Source organism: Ruegeria sp. BF12 (assembly GCF_056538705.1).
In genome coordinates this window covers 166,992-184,003 of record NZ_JBQFTP010000010.1, presented here as the reverse complement: position 1 = coordinate 184,003, position 17,012 = coordinate 166,992, and the positions used below count along the sequence as shown (strand labels likewise).

Genomic DNA, 17,012 nt, shown 5'->3' with positions numbered 1-17,012 from the left:
AGTGGCCGATTAGAATTTCGTGACAGAACAATTTATTTGAATACATAAGTTGCTTAAGAAGCGGAGGCGGGTATCTTGTCAAAACTTGGTCATAAAAGAGGTGGTCAGGGATGGCATCATCTCGACTGAACAAGGGAATACTTATCGGTATACTTTTTGCTTTGCTGCCAGGATGTGGCAGCAAGGCTCAGGATCAGGACACGGCGCCCGGCACGGCCGGCCAAACTGACGTCTCGAACAGCACTTCGTCCGCAACGACAGGAATTGATCCCGCTACCTACGCTGGCCGGTTTCAGATCAAACTGACCAAAGAAGTTCCTCTGCGCGATATTCCCGTCCCCTTCACCGTCTACGCCGGTCTTGAGGAATCCAGCCCCACCCGCTTGCGATTGAGGGCCTTCATGGACTTGCGCGGATTGCAGGAAAAAGCTCCGCAGATACTGACAGGTCCCTTGGAAGAAAGCTGCAAACGCCAGATTTATCTCGAGGTCCGAGACGTCACCGCCATAGACGACACGGTAAAGGTCGAGGGGTCAGCCCGTGCACAGTTTACGAGGTGTACCCGACAGGAAGAACCTGGCATTCGTTACTTTGGGGCAACCGTGGATGCCGTTGCTGTCGCCAAGGCGAAAGTCGAGGGCCAATGCCTCACTTTCAGTATCGAAAGTGTTGACCTTAGCCCACGCGGCTTTATCGGAGGCGTCAGCAATCTCTTCGGTATGACCAATCGCATCAACGAGGCCGTACTGGAAAAAGGTGGAGAGTTTTTGGCCAGCCACCCCGTCTGCCCACCATTGCCTGAAGAATTCAGCGTGCTCGACCCGATATATGAGTCCGGAGGCACACGCGAGATCGCTCCCGGCGGGATGGGAGCTGCTGTTGTCGGTTCGGCTGACGTCAGCGCGGAGACGATTGTCAAAGTCCTCGGAGGGCTTAAGGAGCTTGGCGTGTTGGAGTTTGCTCAATGAGGCTTTGGTTAACTATCCCAGTCTTAGTGGCAGCCGTTCTGGGTGCCCGAGCCCCTTACGCGCAACAGGTGGACTTTGTCATTGACGCGACACTACCGGTTCGCGAGACGGAGTTGCCCTACACGTTAAATCTGAACCTGAGTGCAGTTGCCCCTACGCGAGTGGGGGTAGGAGCATTGCTCGACCTGCGGGAAATACAAAAAATTGTGCCGGAAAAGTTGGCTGACAACGCGATCGTCGATAATTGCGGTCTGCAAGTCAGGCTTGATGGCATGAGCTTTAGGGCCAAGGACGAAGCAATTGATTTGGACGGCGAAGTAACTGTCACGATCTTCGAATGCAGCCGCACCGGCGAACGCGACTTCCAGCGAGGCCAGGAAAAGAATGCTATCCTGGCCAATTTGTCGACAGAAGCGACTGTCGAACTGCGCGACAACTGTGCCTACTTCAAGCTAATCGACCTTACTCTCACCGCCCCTGAAGCGCAGCGTGAACAAATCCTGGAAGACGATACGCTCGAGTCCGTAAAAGAGCTGATGTTGGCAGCTGTAGGTCTTGTTCTCAACGAGACCCCATTGTGCCCTGAATTGCCATCCGAACTCGCTTCACTCGATCCGGCATACGAGAGTGGCGGCCCGCGCGAGATCGGAGAGGGTGGTCTTGGCGTTTTTCTGGACGGATCCGTTGATGTCAGCCCTTCTACGATCCTCGACATTCTGACTGTTCTTCAACAACAAGAACTGATTCCCGGTCGGCCGTAACTGCCAGGCACTTTCATCGCCGTTGAAGTAACCCACGCTTCACTTTTGGGCTCTCGCTTTCCGCGCCGTCGACCATGTCATAAAGCGCTCAGTGGCGACTTTCCCGCTCGCAACTCTGAGTTGGAAGAAGCCTGCGAATAAACCGCCCAAAACCCATGATTTAAGCGTCGCAGCAACGTCCAAGTCCGCAGTGCGCAATAAATGTGCTATACTCTCCAAATTCAGGCGTTTTGGTTTGGAGGTACGTTATGTTTCTTCGTTTGATAGTTACGCTCGGAATTGCACTATCCTTTGCTGCAACAGCTCCTCAGATGGCGCGGGCAGACGCAGGCGACTTCATCGGCGGTGCTGTCGTTGGTGGCGTCTTAGGCTACACGATTGGCAAGGATCAGCAGCGAAAAAGAACCCAGAGTACAACGCGATCAACTCGGACCTATCGTCCGGGAATACCGTCGACCACGCAAGGTGCACAAACCCAGACCGCGCTCAACTACTTCGGGTACAATGCCGGAAGAGTCGATGGTCAAGTCGGCCGTGGCACCCGCGCAGCGATCGAACGCTATCAGGTGTCAATGGGATACCCTGTGAACGGCTATGATTTTCAGCCCTATCAGCGCGACTTCCTGATGCAGGCGTATTATTGGGCGACAAGCGGAGGGCAAGCTTCAACTCAACTCGCGGGCCAGCCGCTTTTGATGGCTTACCGTCAACAAATGCATAGCGGTACTGCCTTGGCGGCCGCTCCGCAACCGCCAAGGCAAGCCGCCCCGGTCGAGACCTCCCCGGTTGAGACCTCCCAAGAGGTCGAACAAGCGGCGGTCGTTACCGAAGCACCATCCGCGACCCTGCCGACTCTATTCTCTGGCGGCACAACGGGACCGTCGCTCGCCAATCGCTGCAGCGCGGTAATGCTGCAAACGTCGACCAATGGCGGCTATACGACATTGGCGAACATGTCCGATCCTGAGTTTGCACTCAGCGAACAGTTTTGCCTCGCCCGCAGCTATGCGATGGCGCGCGGTGAGGATCTGATGCAGGATATTCAGGGGCTTACACCAGACCAGATAGCAACTCAGTGCGACGGGTTTGGTGAAATGCTGGCGCCGCAAGTCGTCAAGCTGTCTCTGAGTTCGAAAACAGACGCGGAAACTCAGATGCGCAAGCTTGCGTTGGATTCCGGGCTAAATCCCGAAGACCTTGCGGCGACGAGCAAGGTCTGCCTGGCAATGGGTTACCGTGAGGACAACATGGATGCCGCTGTTGGCTCTGCTCTCATGTTGGTCGCAATGGGCGAGCCGGCCTATGGAGAGTTGATTGGGCACCACCTGCGCGAAGGCTTTGGCGTGCAGGAACGGCGCGATCTTGCGATGCAGTGGTACGATGCAAGTCTTTCTGCGCTAGATGCCGGATCTGAAGCCGTCTTCTTGCCGTCCCAGTCGGACCGTCCGCAGCTCTTGCGAGCGGCTATGGTACAGACGCAATAAGTCGATACACGAAACGGTAACGACGCCCGAAATATGGAAAGCAAAAGCGCCGCGGTGCCTAGTGCATCGCGGCGCTTTGAATTTCGCTGCAAAGCCGATCAGCCCTGCTTGGTAACCTGCGTGAAGTCCAGTTCGACCGGGGTTTCGCGGCCGAAGATCGAGACCGAGACCTTCAGCTTCTGGTTCTCGTCGTCCACGCCTTCGACCATACCGTCGAAATCTTCGAACGGGCCGTCGTTGACCTTGACCTTTTCGCCGACCTCGAAGGTGATCATCAGCTTGGGCGCTTCTTCACCTTCCTGAACGCGGTTGAGGATCTGGTTCACCTCGGCGTCGCGCATCGGCATCGGGCGGCCTTGCGGGCCCAAAAAGCCGGTGACGCGGTTGATCGAGTTAATCAGGTGATACCCCTGATCCGACATTTCCATGTGCACCAGAACATAACCGGGCATGAAACGACGCTCGGTCGTGACTTTCTTGCCGCGGCGTACTTCGATCACCTCTTCGGTGGGCACCAGTACTTCGTCGATATCGTCCTCAAGGCCTTGCTCGGCCACGGACGTGCGGATCTGCTCTGCGATCTTCTTTTCGAAATTCGAAAGAACGCTGACCGAGTACCACCGTTTCGCCATGAACCTGTCGTCCTTGTTTGCCTTCGGAGCATCCTGTTAGCCGGACACATCCGTCATTGAAATCCTGTCACGCTACCCGGAATAAAAAGCGGCGCGCAGCCCGAATCGCCGCACGCCCGTTCCGAATAGTACCGTGTCAACTACTCTGACATCGCGCGCTGTGCAAGAGGGCAGTGGCGTTTCCGCCCCACCCTGACCGACTTAGCCGAATGCACCCAGGATCAACTGGAGGCCACCGCGAATGCCCAGATCGACCAGCGCAAAGAACACGGCGGTCAGTGCCGCCATGATGAACACCATGACCGTGGTCAGCAGAACCTCGCGCCGGGTCGGCCAGACGACCTTCGAGACTTCGGCACGGACTTGCTGAATGAACTGGATCGGGTTTGTGGTGGCCATTTGGCTTTTTTCTCTCTGCTAGCGGATAGGGCGGACATAACCGGGCATTGCGGCAATTTCAAGGGCGCTCAGCACTACATGTCAGGGCTTGGGCTTATCGTCCCATTCATCGCTCAGGATGCGTCGCGCGTCGCCCTCGGGGTCTTCATACTGGTTCGACCGAACGGTGTAGATGAACGCCACAAGGCCAACCCCGCCCAAAAAAAGGGAAATCGGTATGAGATAGGCCAGAACTTCCATATCAGCTACCTCAGGCGCAGGGCGTTCAGGGATACGGTGATGGACGAGGTCGACATAGCCAGCGCTGCGATCAGCGGGGTGGCAAGCCCGGCCACGGCCAAGGGTACCGCAATGATATTGTAAACGGTGGCGATACGGAAGTTCTCGCGAATCCTTTTGGTCGCCTTGACCGCGGTGTCACACGCATCTGATATCGGGGACAGATCATTGCCCAGCAGGACGATATCCGAGGCCACCCGCGCGGCATCCAGCGCCGATGCAGGAGAGATCGACACATGCGCCGCCGCAAGCGCGGCGGTGTCATTCAATCCGTCGCCGACCATCAGAACATGACAGCCCTGATCGCTGAGGTCCTGCACGTGAGTGGCCTTGTCCTTTGGCAGTGCTTCGGCAATCCATGTTTCAATCCCAAGCTTTTCGGCCAGGGATTGAACCGCGCCTCGCGTATCTCCCGAAATCAGGATGACTTCCTTACCAGTGTCACGGAAAGCCCGCACAGCCTCAGTCGCGCCCGGACGCAACGTGTCAGAGAACAGGAACGCAGCCGGTGTCTGACCCGCGATGACCAACCAAGCTGCTGTCTGATCGCCCTCGGCACCACCCGTCCATCCCGCGCGTCCAAGGCGCACGCGCTTGCCATGGTAAGTGCCTTCGGTGCCATACCCCGGAACCTCGACCACGGCTTCAAGCCTGGCCGGTTTGATCCCCGCGTCTCTGGCCGATTTGGCAAGGGAAACGGACAAGGGGTGCGATGACGCCTCGGCCAGCGCCAATGCGACCTCAAGATCAGCGCGCGAATGGTCCCCAAGATTGGTCAGTTCCGGCGTACCGGATGTCAGTGTTCCGGTTTTGTCGAATACGACGGTATCGACTTGGGCAAGACGTTCTAACGCCGTCGCGTGTTTGATCAGCATTCCCTTACGGAACAACCGGCCCGAAGCTGCCGTGGTCACCGCAGGCACGGCCAAGCCCAATGCACAGGGGCAAGTGATGATCAGAACCGCCGCCGCAATGTTCAATGCGGTGCGAATGTCACCGGAATAAATGTACCAACCCAGAAAACTGAGCGCCGACAGGATATGAACCCCCGGCGCGTAAAGCTTGGCCGCCTTGTCAGCCAAGGACGTGTATCGGGACCGCCCGGATTCGGCGATTGCCACTAGGTCGGCCATACGATGTAGCGACGTATCCTCACCGACTGCCGTTGCCCGAACAGTCAGCGGGCCGGTCAGATTGACCTCGCCCGCACTGACTGCCAGCCCCGCCTCGGCAAAGACCGGCAAGGTTTCCCCGGTCAGCAGCGACCGGTCGAGTTCCGACTGACCCGATACGATCTCACCATCCACCGGCATCCGCCCGCCCGGCCTGACGAGGATCAGGTCACCAACCGCCAGGTTGGCTACGGCAACCTCTTCTTCAACACCCTTGTCCAGCCGAATGGCGCGAGGCACCTCAAGCGCCGTCAACTCCTCGGCCGCTGACCGGGCTGCGGCGCGTGTGCGATAGTCAAGATAACGACCAGCCAGCAGAAAGAAGGTCAGCGTCAGTGCGGCATCGAAATAGGCATGTTTGCCACTTAGCGCTGTTTCCCAAAGCGAGGTGACCAGCGCGAGAAGGATCGCCAGCACAATTGGCACATCCATATTCAGGCGGCGTACGCGCAAAGCGCTCCAGGCATTGGCAAAGAACGGCTGCGCGGAAAATGCGATTGCGGGCAGCGCGATTGCGGCCGAAATCCAGTGGAACATGTCGCGCGTTGCGTCTGTGGCACCTGACCAGACCGACACCGACAACAGCATCACATTCATCGTAGCAAACCCGGCCACGGCCAGACGCATCAGCAAATCACGCCCGGCTTTGTCCGCTTGCGTCGCAGACAACGCCCCCGGGTCCAGCTCATGTGCCTCATACCCAGCACGTTCCAGCACCGGGATCAAATCGGCGGCGCGGATGTCCGGCGCAGCTTTGACCATCGCCCGTTTCAGCGTCAGATTGACCCGCGCGTCCTCGACCCCCGGATGGCCGTTCAGCTCTCGTTCGACATTGGCGATACAGGCCGAGCAGTGGATACCCGGCAGAGACAGGGCAATCTGCACATCCTCAGGAACGGGCCGCGCCGGTTCCGCCGGTGTCGCAATGCAACCCGGACAAGCCGCCGTACCTGAGCTGAGCTGAGCGGTCATCCCCTACCCCTTCACATACAGCGGAACACGCTGCGCGAACTCGGAACCATCGCTGTCTTTGGCCACCAGACGGATGTTCCAGTTTCCTTTGCCCAGCGTCGCGGGCGTGGAATACGCGGTGCCGTCAAAGATGAAATTCGGTGTAAAATCCTCCTTCACATGGGTGGCCCGGCCAACAACGGCCTGCAGTTCGGCCACTTCGACAGGAGCGCCGGTTTGATCGGTGATGTGCAGGATCAGCAGGCCACCCTTGGTCTCGGCCCGGATTTCCCACCCCAGTGCCTGTTGCACTTTCAGGCGTTCATTGAACTCCTGACTGGCGACATACGAGTTCTTAACCTCAAGTCCAGGAAAGGTTTTGACGGCGCTGTAGGCAAGCACGAGGTTCACGGCAATGATCACCCCGAAAGCGGCGACGAAAACCGCCAGCGCGTGTTTGCCGGTAAATTGACGCTCGGCCATTCTAGTTTCCTCGTCCATTGAACGTCGTGTCTTTATACGCGCGTTCACCGCTTTGCAGGTCTTCGACCCAGATCCGAACCGGTGTAGTGTCAGCTTGAGCCGGATCGGTGCCTTTCGACGCTATAATATACACTCTCTGCAACTGAGCGGTATCCGCCGTTACATTCACTGTATCAAGCGGCGTCCCTTCAATCACTATGCGCATCGCGGGATCACCGGTCAGGGACAGTTTGAACAGCCGGCCCTCGCCATGCTTGTTCCGCAAACGCACGTCATATGTATTCCGGATTGTTCCGTCGGACAGCGTGACAAACGTCGGATTGCGAACCGGGGCCACGGTGACCTCGATGTCGGACCGGATGAACAGGGCAAACAACAGTCCAAAGCCAACCAGAGACCACAAGGCTGTGTACATGATCGTTCTTGGGCGCAGGATGTGCTTCCAGACATTCTTGGCCGGTTTGCCCTCCCGCTCGCGCGTTTCGTCGCTCAGCGCCATATAGTCGATCAGGCCGCGCGGTTTTCCGATCTTGGCCATCATGTCATCGCAGGCATCAATGCACAGCGCACAGGTGATGCATTCTAGTTGCTGACCGTCGCGAATATCAATGCCCACCGGGCAGACATTGACGCAAGCCATACAGTCGATGCAGTCACCCAATTCGGAATCTGCCGTGCGTTTGCCCTTTCCGCGCGGTTCGCCCCGCCACTCGCGATAGCCGACGACCAGAGTGTCCTCATCCATCATCGCGGCCTGAATACGAGGCCACGGGCACGCATAGATGCAAATCTGTTCGCGCGCAAAGCCACCGAACAGGAAGGTTGTGCCGGTCAAAATCAGGATTGTCGTATAGGCAATTGGGTGAGCATTTCCGGTTACAAGGTCCCGCAGCAGCGTTGGTGCATCCGCAAAATAGAACACCCAGGCGCCACCGGTCGCCAAACCGATCAAAAGCCAGACGGTCCATTTCGTCAGCCGTAAACGCGCCTTGCGAAAGTCCAGCTTTTCCTGCCGGTGCAAACGCAATCGGGCGTTCCGGTCCCCTTCGATCCAGCGCTCGACGAGGATGAACAGGTCAGTCCAGACGGTCTGCGGACAGGCGTATCCACACCACACGCGCCCCAGCGCCGAGGTGAACAGGAACAACCCCAAGCCGGCCATGATCAACAGACCGGCAACAAAGTAGAATTCATGCGGCCAGATTTCGATCCAGAAGAAATAGAACCTGCGGTTGGCCAGATCCAGCAGCACGGCCTGATCGGGCAGGCTGGGGCCCCGGTCCCACCTGATCCAGGGTGTGATGTAATAGATACCCAGCGTAACCGCGAGAATGATCCACTTCAGATTGCGAAACGGCCCGGATACGCGCCGCGGAAAAATGGGTTCTCGTGCGGCGTAAAGGCTGGGGGCGGGGTCGGAATCGCTCACGGGCTGGCTCCAGATGTAGCTATATCAAGGCGTCTTCTTCCAGATCACAAAGGTGGTCACTTTGACATGGGTCAAAAGCGCATCGTACAGACACCTTTTGTCACATCTTACCAGCTTGTGCCCTCAGCCACCCAATGAAAGTTTTCACTGCGGTACGCATTGGCATATCACTGAAAACAACGTGATAACCGCTGTTTTCAGTCTCTCGGTACAGTTCAATGATCCGACCGGCTTCGATGTCCTGCTCGACAAAATGCCGCGCTGTCACGGTCACACCCTGACCGGCGCGCAATCCCTCCAACACCAGATTGCCCGGCAAAAGGATGCGCCCGGCGTTCGGCCCATGTTCGACCCCGCGCCGGTACAGCCAGCTTGTCGCCTCGGTGGTGCCAAGTTCTTCCAGCCAGGGAAGTTGGCTTAATTCATCCGGAGTCCACGAAGTTTTACCGCCCAGCAATTCCCGGGCCGCGACAATGACGATTGGACTTTGCAGCAGCAGTTCAGAATGGATGCCCGGCCAATCGCCGGAACCGTAACGAATTGCCAGATCAACGCCGCCTGGGCCTAGGCTGACCAGATCAGGTGAGGGATCGAGCGCAAGCTGAATACCCGGATGTTCTGCCTGAAAGCCCGGCAGGCGGGGCATCAACCATGACGCCGCAAAGGACGGGGTCAGGGACACATGAACAGGGCGATCCTGTTTCCATTGCGTCAGCTCAGCTACCGCGTCGCCGATGGCTCCAAACCCAAGATGCAGCGCCCGCGCCAGCCTTTCACCTTCGGGCGTCAGGACCAAGGACTTGCCGGATCGATCAAGCAGCGCGATGCCCAGGCGCTTTTCCAGCGCGCGCAGTTGTTGGCTGATGGCAGCGTGGCTGACATTCAAAGCGGCCCCCGCCTGCACGACATTTCCTGTCTCTGCAAAAGCGGAAAAAGCCCTGAGGGACGCCAATGGCGGCATTTTCAGCCAGTTCATATGTAATCCCTGATTACATGTCGGATTGGTAATTGAGTCGCATTTTCCCACCCAAAGATCAATCCTGATGGCATCAACAACACAACTCGGGAGAAGTCAGATGCTCTCAATTTTTGCACGAACGTTCATGATCGCAACTCAAACCCATGAGCATGACGAAACGACGCCATCGGATCGCCGCAAGGAGCCAAAACAGCGTTGGCTGCCGGAAAACCATTGGTGGAAAGAGGACAAACGCGCAGTTTTTTCGCAACACGGCTGACAAAACGAAGGCTGTGCTGGACCGCTTTCGCGTCGATTTGTAGTGTAGAGAGACAGCACCGGCTGTTCAGGAAACGCGCGAACAGATGGAACAGCCGGTGCCTCAACCTTCGGACGGCGAACCGTCCGAAGGTATTCTTTTACGGTTACTGCCCGCCACCCAGCTGGTGGACGTAAGCAGTGACCGCGCGGACTTGAGCGTCGGTCAGACGATTTTCCCAAGCGGGCATCACGCCAAAGCGGCTGTAGGTAACCGTTTCGGTCAGAGCCTCTTGGCTGCCGCCATAGAGCCAGATCGCATCGGTCAGGTTCGGGGCGCCTTGTGTGACGTCACCCTTGCCGTCTTCGCCGTGACAGGCCGAGCAATTGTCGTCAAAGACAACCTTACCCGCCTGCGCCGCCGCATCGTCGGTCTGTGCATTGGTCAGCGACATGACGTACTGAACCACCTGAGTGATCTCTTCTTTTTCAAGAAGCTCACCAAAGGCCGGCATCTCGGAATAACGCGCGTCGTCGCTTTCCTCGTTCCGGATGCCATAGGCGACGGTATACTCGATATCTTCAAGCGAACCGCCCCATAGCCATGCGTCGTCCAGCAGGTTCGGGAAACCCGGAGCACCCTGTGCACCCGAGCCGTGGCACTGCGCACACCAGGTCCGGAAGACCGCGCCGCCCGCGTTTACCGCGTATTGCTGCAGCTCGGCATCCTTCGAGATGTCTTCCAGCGAAGTTTCCACCAGCTTGGCATTCCAGGGGGCGTTTGCCTCCTCAAATGAGACCATCTCTTCCTGCACCAGCCCCCGCGAAGACCAGCCCAGAACACCGGCAGTAGCCGATTGCACCAGCGGCCATGCCGGGTACATGATCGTGTAGATCACACCCCAGATGATGGTGACGTAGAAGGTCCACAGCCACCAGCGGGGCATCGGGTTGTCGAATTCTTCGATGCCGTCCCAGCTATGGCCCGTGGTATTCGGATCACCCGGCAGTTTTTCAGGTGTCTTGCTCATTGCCGCGCCTCCTCGGATGTGGCCGGTTTGTCTTGATGCCGGAACGGGATGTTTGCGGTGTCTTTGTATTCTTTGCTGGCACCGGGGCGGAAAACCCAGATCACGATGCCGATGAAGAAGGCAAAGAGCAGCAACAGCATCCAGCTATCCGCGAATTGCCTCAGGATTGTGTATTCTTCCATCACACCCTCCTTTAGCGGCTCGGATCCGGGGTGAAGGTCGAGAAGTCGACCAGCGTTCCCAGCATCTGCAGATAAGCAACCAGCGCGTCGGCCTCGGTCAGCTCGGGCTGACCGTCGAAATTGCGGATGCTGACCTTGTCGCCATAGCGTTCCAGCAGACCGTCATAGTCGCTGTCCGGATCGGCTTGCGCCCGGAAATCCGCCTGTGCGTTTGCCAGCATCTCTTCGGTATACGGCGTGCCCAAAACGGCGTTTGCCGCCATGATGTCACCGATATACTTGCCGTCGATCTTGCGGTGTTCGAGGAAGCCATATTTCGGCATCACCGATTCCGGCACCACCGACTGCGGGTCACGCAGGTGATCCACATGCCATTGGTCGGAATAGCGACCACCCACACGGGCCAGGTCAGGCCCGGTGCGCTTGGACCCCCACTGGAACGGGTGGTCGTACATCGACTCGGCCGCCAGTGAGTAGTGGCCATAGCGTTCGACCTCGTCCCGCATCGGGCGGATCATCTGGCTGTGGCAGGTGTAGCAGCCTTCGCGGATGTAGATCTCACGCCCCGCCATTTCGAGAGGGGTGTAAGGGCGCATGCCCTCCACCTTCTCAATGGTGTTCTCAAGATAGAACAGCGGGGTGATCTGCACGATGCCACCGATGGTTACGACCAGAAAGCTGAAGATCAGCAGGAGGGTCGCGTTGGTCTCGAGGATCTTATGTTTGTCGAGAATTGCCATAGCTACCGGCCCTCCTTATTCAGCCGGGACCGCGACGGTCAGGCTGGCCTCTTTGGCCGGCGCTTTCCGCACAGTCATCCACAGGTTGTAGCACATGATCACTGCGCCAGCGACGAACATCACGCCACCCAGAGCACGCACCACATACATCGGGAACTTGGCAGCCACGGTGTCGGCGAACGAGTTCACCAGGAAGCCGTTGGCATCCACTTCGCGCCACATCAGGCCTTCCATGATACCGGTGACCCACATCGAAGCGGCATAGAGCACGATACCGATGGTGGCGAGCCAGAAGTGCCAGCTGACGAGGCTCAGTGAGTACAGACGCTCACGCTTCCAAAGGACCGGAACCAGGAAGTACAGCGCACCAAAGGTGATCATGCCGTTCCAGCCCAGCGCGCCCGAATGCACGTGACCAATGGTCCAGTCGGTGTAGTGGCTCAGCGAGTTCACCGCGCGGATCGACATCATCGGACCCTCGAACGTGGACATGCCATAGAAGCCGACCGAGATCACCATCATCCGGATCACCGGGTCGGTACGCAACTTGTCCCAGGCACCCGAAAGGGTCATCAGACCGTTGATCATACCACCCCAGGACGGCATCCACAGGATAACCGAGAACACCATGCCCAGCGTCGACGCCCAGTCAGGCAGCGCGGTATAGTGCAGGTGGTGCGGACCCGCCCAGATGTACAGGAAGATCAGCGCCCAGAAGTGGATGATCGACAGCTTGTACGAGAACACCGGACGCTCGGCCTGTTTTGGGATGAAGTAGTACATCATGCCCAGGAAGCCGGCAGTCAGGAAGAAGCCCACGGCGTTGTGGCCGTACCACCATTGGATCATGGCATCCTGAACACCCGACCAGACGATGACCGATTTCGAACCCCAGATGCTGACCGGGATGGTCATGTTGTTGACCAGATGCAGCATGGCAACGGTGACGATGAAGGCCAGATAGAACCAGTTGGCCACATAGATGTGGGGCTCTTTCCGTTTGATGATCGTGCCCAGATACACGGCCAGGTAGGCCACCCAGACGATGGTCAGCCACAGGTCGACATACCATTCGGGTTCCGCATATTCTTTGGACTGGGTCCCGCCCAGCACATAGCCTGTCGCGGCCAGCACGATGAACAGCTGATAGCCCCAGAACACAAACCATGCCAGATTACCGCCCCACAAACGCGCCGCGCTGGTGCGCTGCACCACGTAGAACGAGGTCGCGATTAGCGCGTTACCGCCAAAGGCAAAAATCACCGCTGAGGTGTGCAGCGGACGCAAACGGCCAAAATTCAGATATCCCTGCGCCCACTCAAAATTCAGCACCGGAAAGGCCAGCTGAAAGGCGATGAATGTGCCCGCGATGAACCCGATCACGCCCCAAAAGGCGGTCGCGATAACGCCATAACGGATCACGTCATCCATGTACTCGGCCGAGCGATCGACAAGAATATCTGGCTCTTCTGTATTTCTCAGCGTCCAGATGAACAATCCACCGGCGATCAGCATCACCAGAATTGCATGCACCTGATACGCCAAATCGCGTGCATAATTGGTCCCGATCGCTGCAAACAGCGCGATCAGACCAAGCACGATCAGCTTGATGTAGTTTGACATATTGCGTCCCTTTGCCATGCCCCGCGCGATTCTTATTTGTCGCGAGACCTTTTTGACTGGCCGCCGTTTTGTCCCACAGCGGCAAGACTTGCTTTGATCTGTATCAAGACAATAACCTGATTTCTGTGACAATCCTAAGCCAAAGGCTGGGTTGCGTGGTCGCAGTTGAATCAGCTCCGAAGGCATGAGGTCAAAATGGCTTATAAATCTCTTCTCACTGTCGTAACCGATACCGAACAGTCAGAACCTGCACTGGCCCAGATGGTTGCGCTTGCGAACGCGCAGGACGCACATGCCGAGGCACTTTGCCTTGGGGTCGACCGCAGTCAGACAGGCTATTACTACGCTGGCGCCAATGCGTTGATCCTGCAAGAGACGCTAAGTCGCGCCAACGCCGAAGCCGAAGAGGTTCTGAACCAAACTCAGGATCGCCTCGGCAAGTCGGGCGTTCGCTGGTCCGCCGAAAGCGGCGTGGCCCAGCTCGCCGATATCGGGCGCCATGTCGCCCACCGCGCCAGATTCTCTGATCTGGTAATTCTTCCTCAGCCCTATGGTGAACATCGCGGCGCCGAGGCGGAACCGATTATCGAAGCGGCCATGTTTGAAGGTCACGCGCCGGTCCTGGTCACTCCGGACAACGCAAACCCCTTTGACCGGCCCGGCACCATCCTTATCGGCTGGAATGAAAGCGTCGAGGCCATGCGCGCCATTCGTCGTGCGCTGCCCTTCCTGATCCAAGCCGATCTGGTGCGCATCGTCGTCATCGACCCACCGCGCCATGGTCCCGATCGCTCTGATCCGGGCGGGCTGTTGTCGCAGATGCTGGCCCGGCATGGGGTGAAATGTGAGATCGACGTTCTGAGCAAAACCATGACCCGGGTATCAGATATCCTGAACCGGCACGCTGCAGACAGTGAGGCGGACATGATCGTCATGGGTGCCTATGGCCACTCCAGGTTCCGCGAAGCCATTCTGGGTGGCGCAACCCGTAACATGCTGGAACAGGCTTCGGTTCCGGTCTTTCTGGCGCACTGAGTGAACCCGAAAGCGATGCTAGGCCATTCGCTTGGGCGGGTGGCTTAGGCCTTTTTTATGAGACCAATCAAAAACAGCAAAATCACCGCGCCTATTGTTGCGAAGAAAATCGACGAGAATACGCCGCCCCCTACCGAAAAACCCAGCGCCGGGAAAATCGTGCCTGCCAGAAAGGCCCCCACTACGCCGACAATGATGTTTCCGATCAGGCCGAAGCCGCGGCCCTCCATGATTTTTCCCGATAGCCACCCGGCGATGGCACCGATGAAAAGCATTGCCAAAAGGCTACTGAATTCCATGCCTTACTCCTGCGCGTTTTGTTCAAAGGGTCAGTAAATCACGGCAGGGCGCGCCAGAACAGGCTCAATTCAGGAAACCACCGTCCGAGTCGTCTCCGGCCTCTTCCATCAGCCGCCGCATATCGGGGATCGTCACATGGCGTTTGCCTTCCAGCTCGATCACCCCTTCTTTCTTCAGGGCCGATATCTGCCGGCTCACGGTCTCCAGGGTCAGCCCCAGGTAATCCGCCATCGCCTCACGCGTCAGAGGAAGATCGAATACGATCGGCGCGGATTTGCCCTTCGGTGCAATCGATGCGTCGCGTCGGGCGATGATCGACAACAGGCTCGCAATCTTCTCGCGCGCGGTTTTACGGCCCAGCACCAGCATCCATTCCCGCGCCGCGTCCAGCTCATCCAGCGTCATCTGAAGCAGCCGGTGCGCAAGATGCGGGGTATGGTTCATCAACTCTTCGAAAGGCTTTTTGCGAAAGCAGCACATCACGACATCTGTCGTCGCCAGAACATCGTAAGGTGCCGATTCCCGTCCCGGACGCCCAACAAAGTCGCTGGGCAGCAACAAACCCACCATTTGCGTCCGTCCATCCTCCATCGTTTGCGTCAGAGAGGCGATCCCCGACACGACGGAACCGACAAAGTTCATCTGATCTCCGGACCAGATGATCGTCTGACCGGCCTCGAAGCTGCGGTAATACTTAATGTCTTCAAGCTCTTCCAACTCATGCGCATCGCAATGCGCACAGACTGCGCGATGCCGGATGGGGCAGTCCGAACAGTTGGAATGGTCAAATTGGGCTTTTAGCATGGTTCGCGTTTCCACTTGATCTCAGTCAAGGTATCTTGGCCGACCGTCCTTTAACGGTATCGCCATGATAGTGAAACCGCAATTGGCACAGCTTGGACTATTTGACGCGAAAGTTCCGCGTTATACAAGCTATCCCACAGCCCCGCACTTCAGCAATGATGTAGGGCCAAGTCTTTATGGTGACTGGATTTCCGGGATCAAGCCGGGCAGTTCCGTGTCGCTCTACATCCACGTACCTTTCTGCCGCAGACTGTGCTGGTTCTGCGCCTGCCGAACACAAGGCACCCAAACCGACAACCCCGTCATCGCTTATGTGGACGTCTTGAAGGCCGAACTGGACCTGCTGGCCGCCCACCTGCCCGAAGGCGTGACCCTGTCGCGGTTGCACTGGGGCGGCGGCACTCCGACCTTGCTGAACCCGGATCTGATGCGAGAGTTGGCCACCCGTATCCTCGAAGTTGTACCTTTGGGGCCGGACGCCGAGTTTTCGGTCGAGATCGACCCGAACGAAATTGACGAGGACCGCCTGGACGCACTGGCCGAATCCGGCATGAATCGCGCGTCTATCGGGGTGCAGGATTTCGACGATGAAATCCAGAAAACCATCGGACGCATTCAAAGCTATGACATCACGCGCAAAGCCGTCGAGATGATCCGCGAGCGTGGAATCTCCAGTCTGAATGCCGACATTCTCTATGGTCTGCCGCACCAGACCAAAGCGAAGATGACCGAAAGCGTGCAGAAACTGCTGTCGCTTAGCCCGGACCGCGTGGCGCTGTACGGATATGCTCATGTGCCTTGGATGGCTAAACGGCAACAGCTGATCCCATCCGATGCCCTGCCCACCCCGGAAGAGCGGTTGGACCTCTTCGATACGGCCCGGCGCCTCTTCCTGTGGGACAACTACGCCGAGATCGGCATCGATCACTTTGCGACGCAGGATGACGGGCTGACCCACGCGCTGAACGCGGGAAGGTTAAAACGCAATTTCCAAGGGTACACCGACGATCAGGCCGAGGTTCTGATCGGGGTCGGTGCGAGCTCGATTTCGCGATTCCCGCAAGGATACGCCCAGAACGCGCCCGCAACGTCGGCACACACCAAAGCAATTCGCGAAGGGCGGTTCTCGACCTCGCGCGGACACCTGTTCAAGGATCAGGACATCCTGCGTGGTCGATTGATCGAATCGTTAATGTGCGACTTCCGCATCGATACGGCCGAGATTCTGCGCGATTACGATGTCACCGCCGCGGAATTGCAGAGCATGTACGAGGCAGCAAATAACTCCTTCGATGGATTGTTAAGCATCACCAAAAACGGTCTGTTCATCCCGCCCGAAGCGCGTGCGTTGACCCGAATGATTGCGCGCAGCTTTGACGCATATGACCTGAGCAAGGCAGGACACAGCTCGGCAATCTGATAAGACAAAACGACAAGACTTGACGCGGAGGGTGGGTTTTCCCCACACTCAGAGGGCGGGTGACACTCCGCCCCGCGTCTGAGGCAGGCAGAGTACCAGACAG

Annotated in this window: 19 protein-coding genes; 6 read left to right on the top strand and 13 right to left on the bottom strand. The window is 57.7% G+C overall.

All coding sequences use genetic code 11. The features are described from left to right. Positions 1 to 110: 110 nt before the first annotated feature. The 3 genes from ACR0J0_RS16500 (at position 111) to ACR0J0_RS16490 (ending at position 3,213) form a co-directional block, all read left to right on the top strand. Entirely contained in the window at positions 111 to 968 is an 858-nt protein-coding gene (locus ACR0J0_RS16500; protein ID WP_480665238.1) for a hypothetical protein, read from the top strand. Then, on the top strand, positions 965 to 1,729 hold the full coding sequence (locus tag ACR0J0_RS16495) for a hypothetical protein (protein ID WP_480665237.1): 765 nt from the start codon (positions 965 to 967) through the stop codon (positions 1,727 to 1,729). Before ACR0J0_RS16500 ends, ACR0J0_RS16495 begins: the two co-directional genes overlap by 4 nt. A 248-nt stretch (positions 1,730 to 1,977) precedes the next feature. Then, positions 1,978 to 3,213 carry a peptidoglycan-binding domain-containing protein gene (locus tag ACR0J0_RS16490; protein WP_480665236.1) on the top strand — a complete coding sequence of 412 codons (1,236 nt, stop codon included), beginning with the start codon at positions 1,978 to 1,980 and terminating at the stop codon, positions 3,211 to 3,213. A 98-nt stretch (positions 3,214 to 3,311) separates the two neighbouring features. On the opposite strand, the gene nusG is transcribed toward ACR0J0_RS16490, so the two are convergent. The 7 genes from nusG to ACR0J0_RS16455 all read right to left on the bottom strand — a co-directional run bounded on the left by nusG (position 3,312) and on the right by ACR0J0_RS16455 (position 9,534). Continuing rightward, entirely contained in the window at positions 3,312 to 3,845 is a 534-nt protein-coding gene (gene nusG / locus ACR0J0_RS16485) for a transcription termination/antitermination protein NusG (RefSeq protein WP_170427716.1), read from the bottom strand. 201 nt (positions 3,846 to 4,046) lie between these two features. Beyond that, positions 4,047 to 4,244 (bottom strand): preprotein translocase subunit SecE, encoded by a 198-nt coding sequence (gene secE, locus ACR0J0_RS16480; protein WP_170427365.1) that lies wholly within the window; start codon positions 4,242 to 4,244, stop codon positions 4,047 to 4,049. 81 nt (positions 4,245 to 4,325) lie between these two features. Further along, the gene (ccoS, locus tag ACR0J0_RS16475) at positions 4,326 to 4,484 is read right to left on the bottom strand and encodes a cbb3-type cytochrome oxidase assembly protein CcoS (RefSeq protein ID WP_170417043.1); all 159 of its coding nucleotides are present in this window, start codon (positions 4,482 to 4,484) and stop codon (positions 4,326 to 4,328) included. A 5-nt stretch (positions 4,485 to 4,489) separates the two neighbouring features. Then, positions 4,490 to 6,667 (bottom strand): heavy metal translocating P-type ATPase, encoded by a 2,178-nt coding sequence (locus ACR0J0_RS16470; protein ID WP_480665235.1) that lies wholly within the window; start codon positions 6,665 to 6,667, stop codon positions 4,490 to 4,492. 3 nt (positions 6,668 to 6,670) lie between these two features. Next, positions 6,671 to 7,129: a FixH family protein gene (locus ACR0J0_RS16465; protein WP_480665234.1), complete on the bottom strand. Its 459-nt coding sequence runs from the start codon at positions 7,127 to 7,129 to the stop codon at positions 6,671 to 6,673. Position 7,130: 1 nt separating this feature from the next. Continuing rightward, positions 7,131 to 8,558, bottom strand: coding sequence for a cytochrome c oxidase accessory protein CcoG (gene ccoG / locus ACR0J0_RS16460; RefSeq protein ID WP_480665233.1), 1,428 nt, complete (start codon positions 8,556 to 8,558; stop codon positions 7,131 to 7,133). Between the two features lie 100 nt (positions 8,559 to 8,658). Further along, complete coding sequence (locus ACR0J0_RS16455) at positions 8,659 to 9,534, bottom strand: LysR family transcriptional regulator (protein WP_480665232.1); 876 nt, start codon at positions 9,532 to 9,534, stop codon at positions 8,659 to 8,661. A gap of 100 nt (positions 9,535 to 9,634) precedes the next feature. Between ACR0J0_RS16455 and ACR0J0_RS16450 the strand changes: the two genes are divergently transcribed. Further along, positions 9,635 to 9,796 carry a hypothetical protein gene (locus tag ACR0J0_RS16450; RefSeq protein ID WP_480665231.1) on the top strand — a complete coding sequence of 54 codons (162 nt, stop codon included), beginning with the start codon at positions 9,635 to 9,637 and terminating at the stop codon, positions 9,794 to 9,796. A gap of 145 nt (positions 9,797 to 9,941) precedes the next feature. Here the strand turns inward: ACR0J0_RS16450 and ccoP are convergent, their stop codons facing one another. The 4 genes from ccoP to ccoN are packed head-to-tail and all read right to left on the bottom strand — an operon-like array spanning position 9,942 to position 13,350. Beyond that, positions 9,942 to 10,805 carry a cytochrome-c oxidase, cbb3-type subunit III gene (gene ccoP / locus ACR0J0_RS16445; protein WP_480665230.1) on the bottom strand — a complete coding sequence of 288 codons (864 nt, stop codon included), beginning with the start codon at positions 10,803 to 10,805 and terminating at the stop codon, positions 9,942 to 9,944. Beyond that, positions 10,802 to 10,987 (bottom strand): cbb3-type cytochrome c oxidase subunit 3, encoded by a 186-nt coding sequence (locus ACR0J0_RS16440; protein WP_239341671.1) that lies wholly within the window; start codon positions 10,985 to 10,987, stop codon positions 10,802 to 10,804. Before ACR0J0_RS16440 ends, ccoP begins: the two co-directional genes overlap by 4 nt. Before the next feature lie 11 nt (positions 10,988 to 10,998). Then, positions 10,999 to 11,727, bottom strand: coding sequence for a cytochrome-c oxidase, cbb3-type subunit II (gene ccoO / locus ACR0J0_RS16435; RefSeq protein ID WP_480665229.1), 729 nt, complete (start codon positions 11,725 to 11,727; stop codon positions 10,999 to 11,001). A 15-nt stretch (positions 11,728 to 11,742) separates the two neighbouring features. Continuing rightward, the gene (gene ccoN, locus ACR0J0_RS16430) at positions 11,743 to 13,350 is read right to left on the bottom strand and encodes a cytochrome-c oxidase, cbb3-type subunit I (RefSeq protein WP_480665228.1); all 1,608 of its coding nucleotides are present in this window, start codon (positions 13,348 to 13,350) and stop codon (positions 11,743 to 11,745) included. A gap of 195 nt (positions 13,351 to 13,545) precedes the next feature. Between ccoN and ACR0J0_RS16425 the strand changes: the two genes are divergently transcribed. Then, a complete protein-coding gene (locus tag ACR0J0_RS16425) occupies positions 13,546 to 14,385 on the top strand; it encodes a universal stress protein (RefSeq protein ID WP_480665227.1) in 840 nt (279 codons plus the stop codon). Between the two features lie 44 nt (positions 14,386 to 14,429). Here the strand turns inward: ACR0J0_RS16425 and ACR0J0_RS16420 are convergent, their stop codons facing one another. Beyond that, complete coding sequence (locus ACR0J0_RS16420; protein ID WP_480665226.1) at positions 14,430 to 14,684, bottom strand: GlsB/YeaQ/YmgE family stress response membrane protein; 255 nt, start codon at positions 14,682 to 14,684, stop codon at positions 14,430 to 14,432. Between the two features lie 64 nt (positions 14,685 to 14,748). After that, positions 14,749 to 15,489, bottom strand: a complete 741-nt coding sequence (fnrL, locus tag ACR0J0_RS16415) for a transcriptional regulator FnrL (protein ID WP_480665225.1) — start codon at positions 15,487 to 15,489, stop codon at positions 14,749 to 14,751. A 64-nt stretch (positions 15,490 to 15,553) separates the two neighbouring features. On the opposite strand from fnrL, the gene hemN reads away from it, so the two are divergent. Beyond that, the gene (hemN, locus tag ACR0J0_RS16410) at positions 15,554 to 16,909 is read left to right on the top strand and encodes an oxygen-independent coproporphyrinogen III oxidase (RefSeq protein WP_480665224.1); all 1,356 of its coding nucleotides are present in this window, start codon (positions 15,554 to 15,556) and stop codon (positions 16,907 to 16,909) included. Positions 16,910 to 17,012 lie beyond the last annotated feature (103 nt).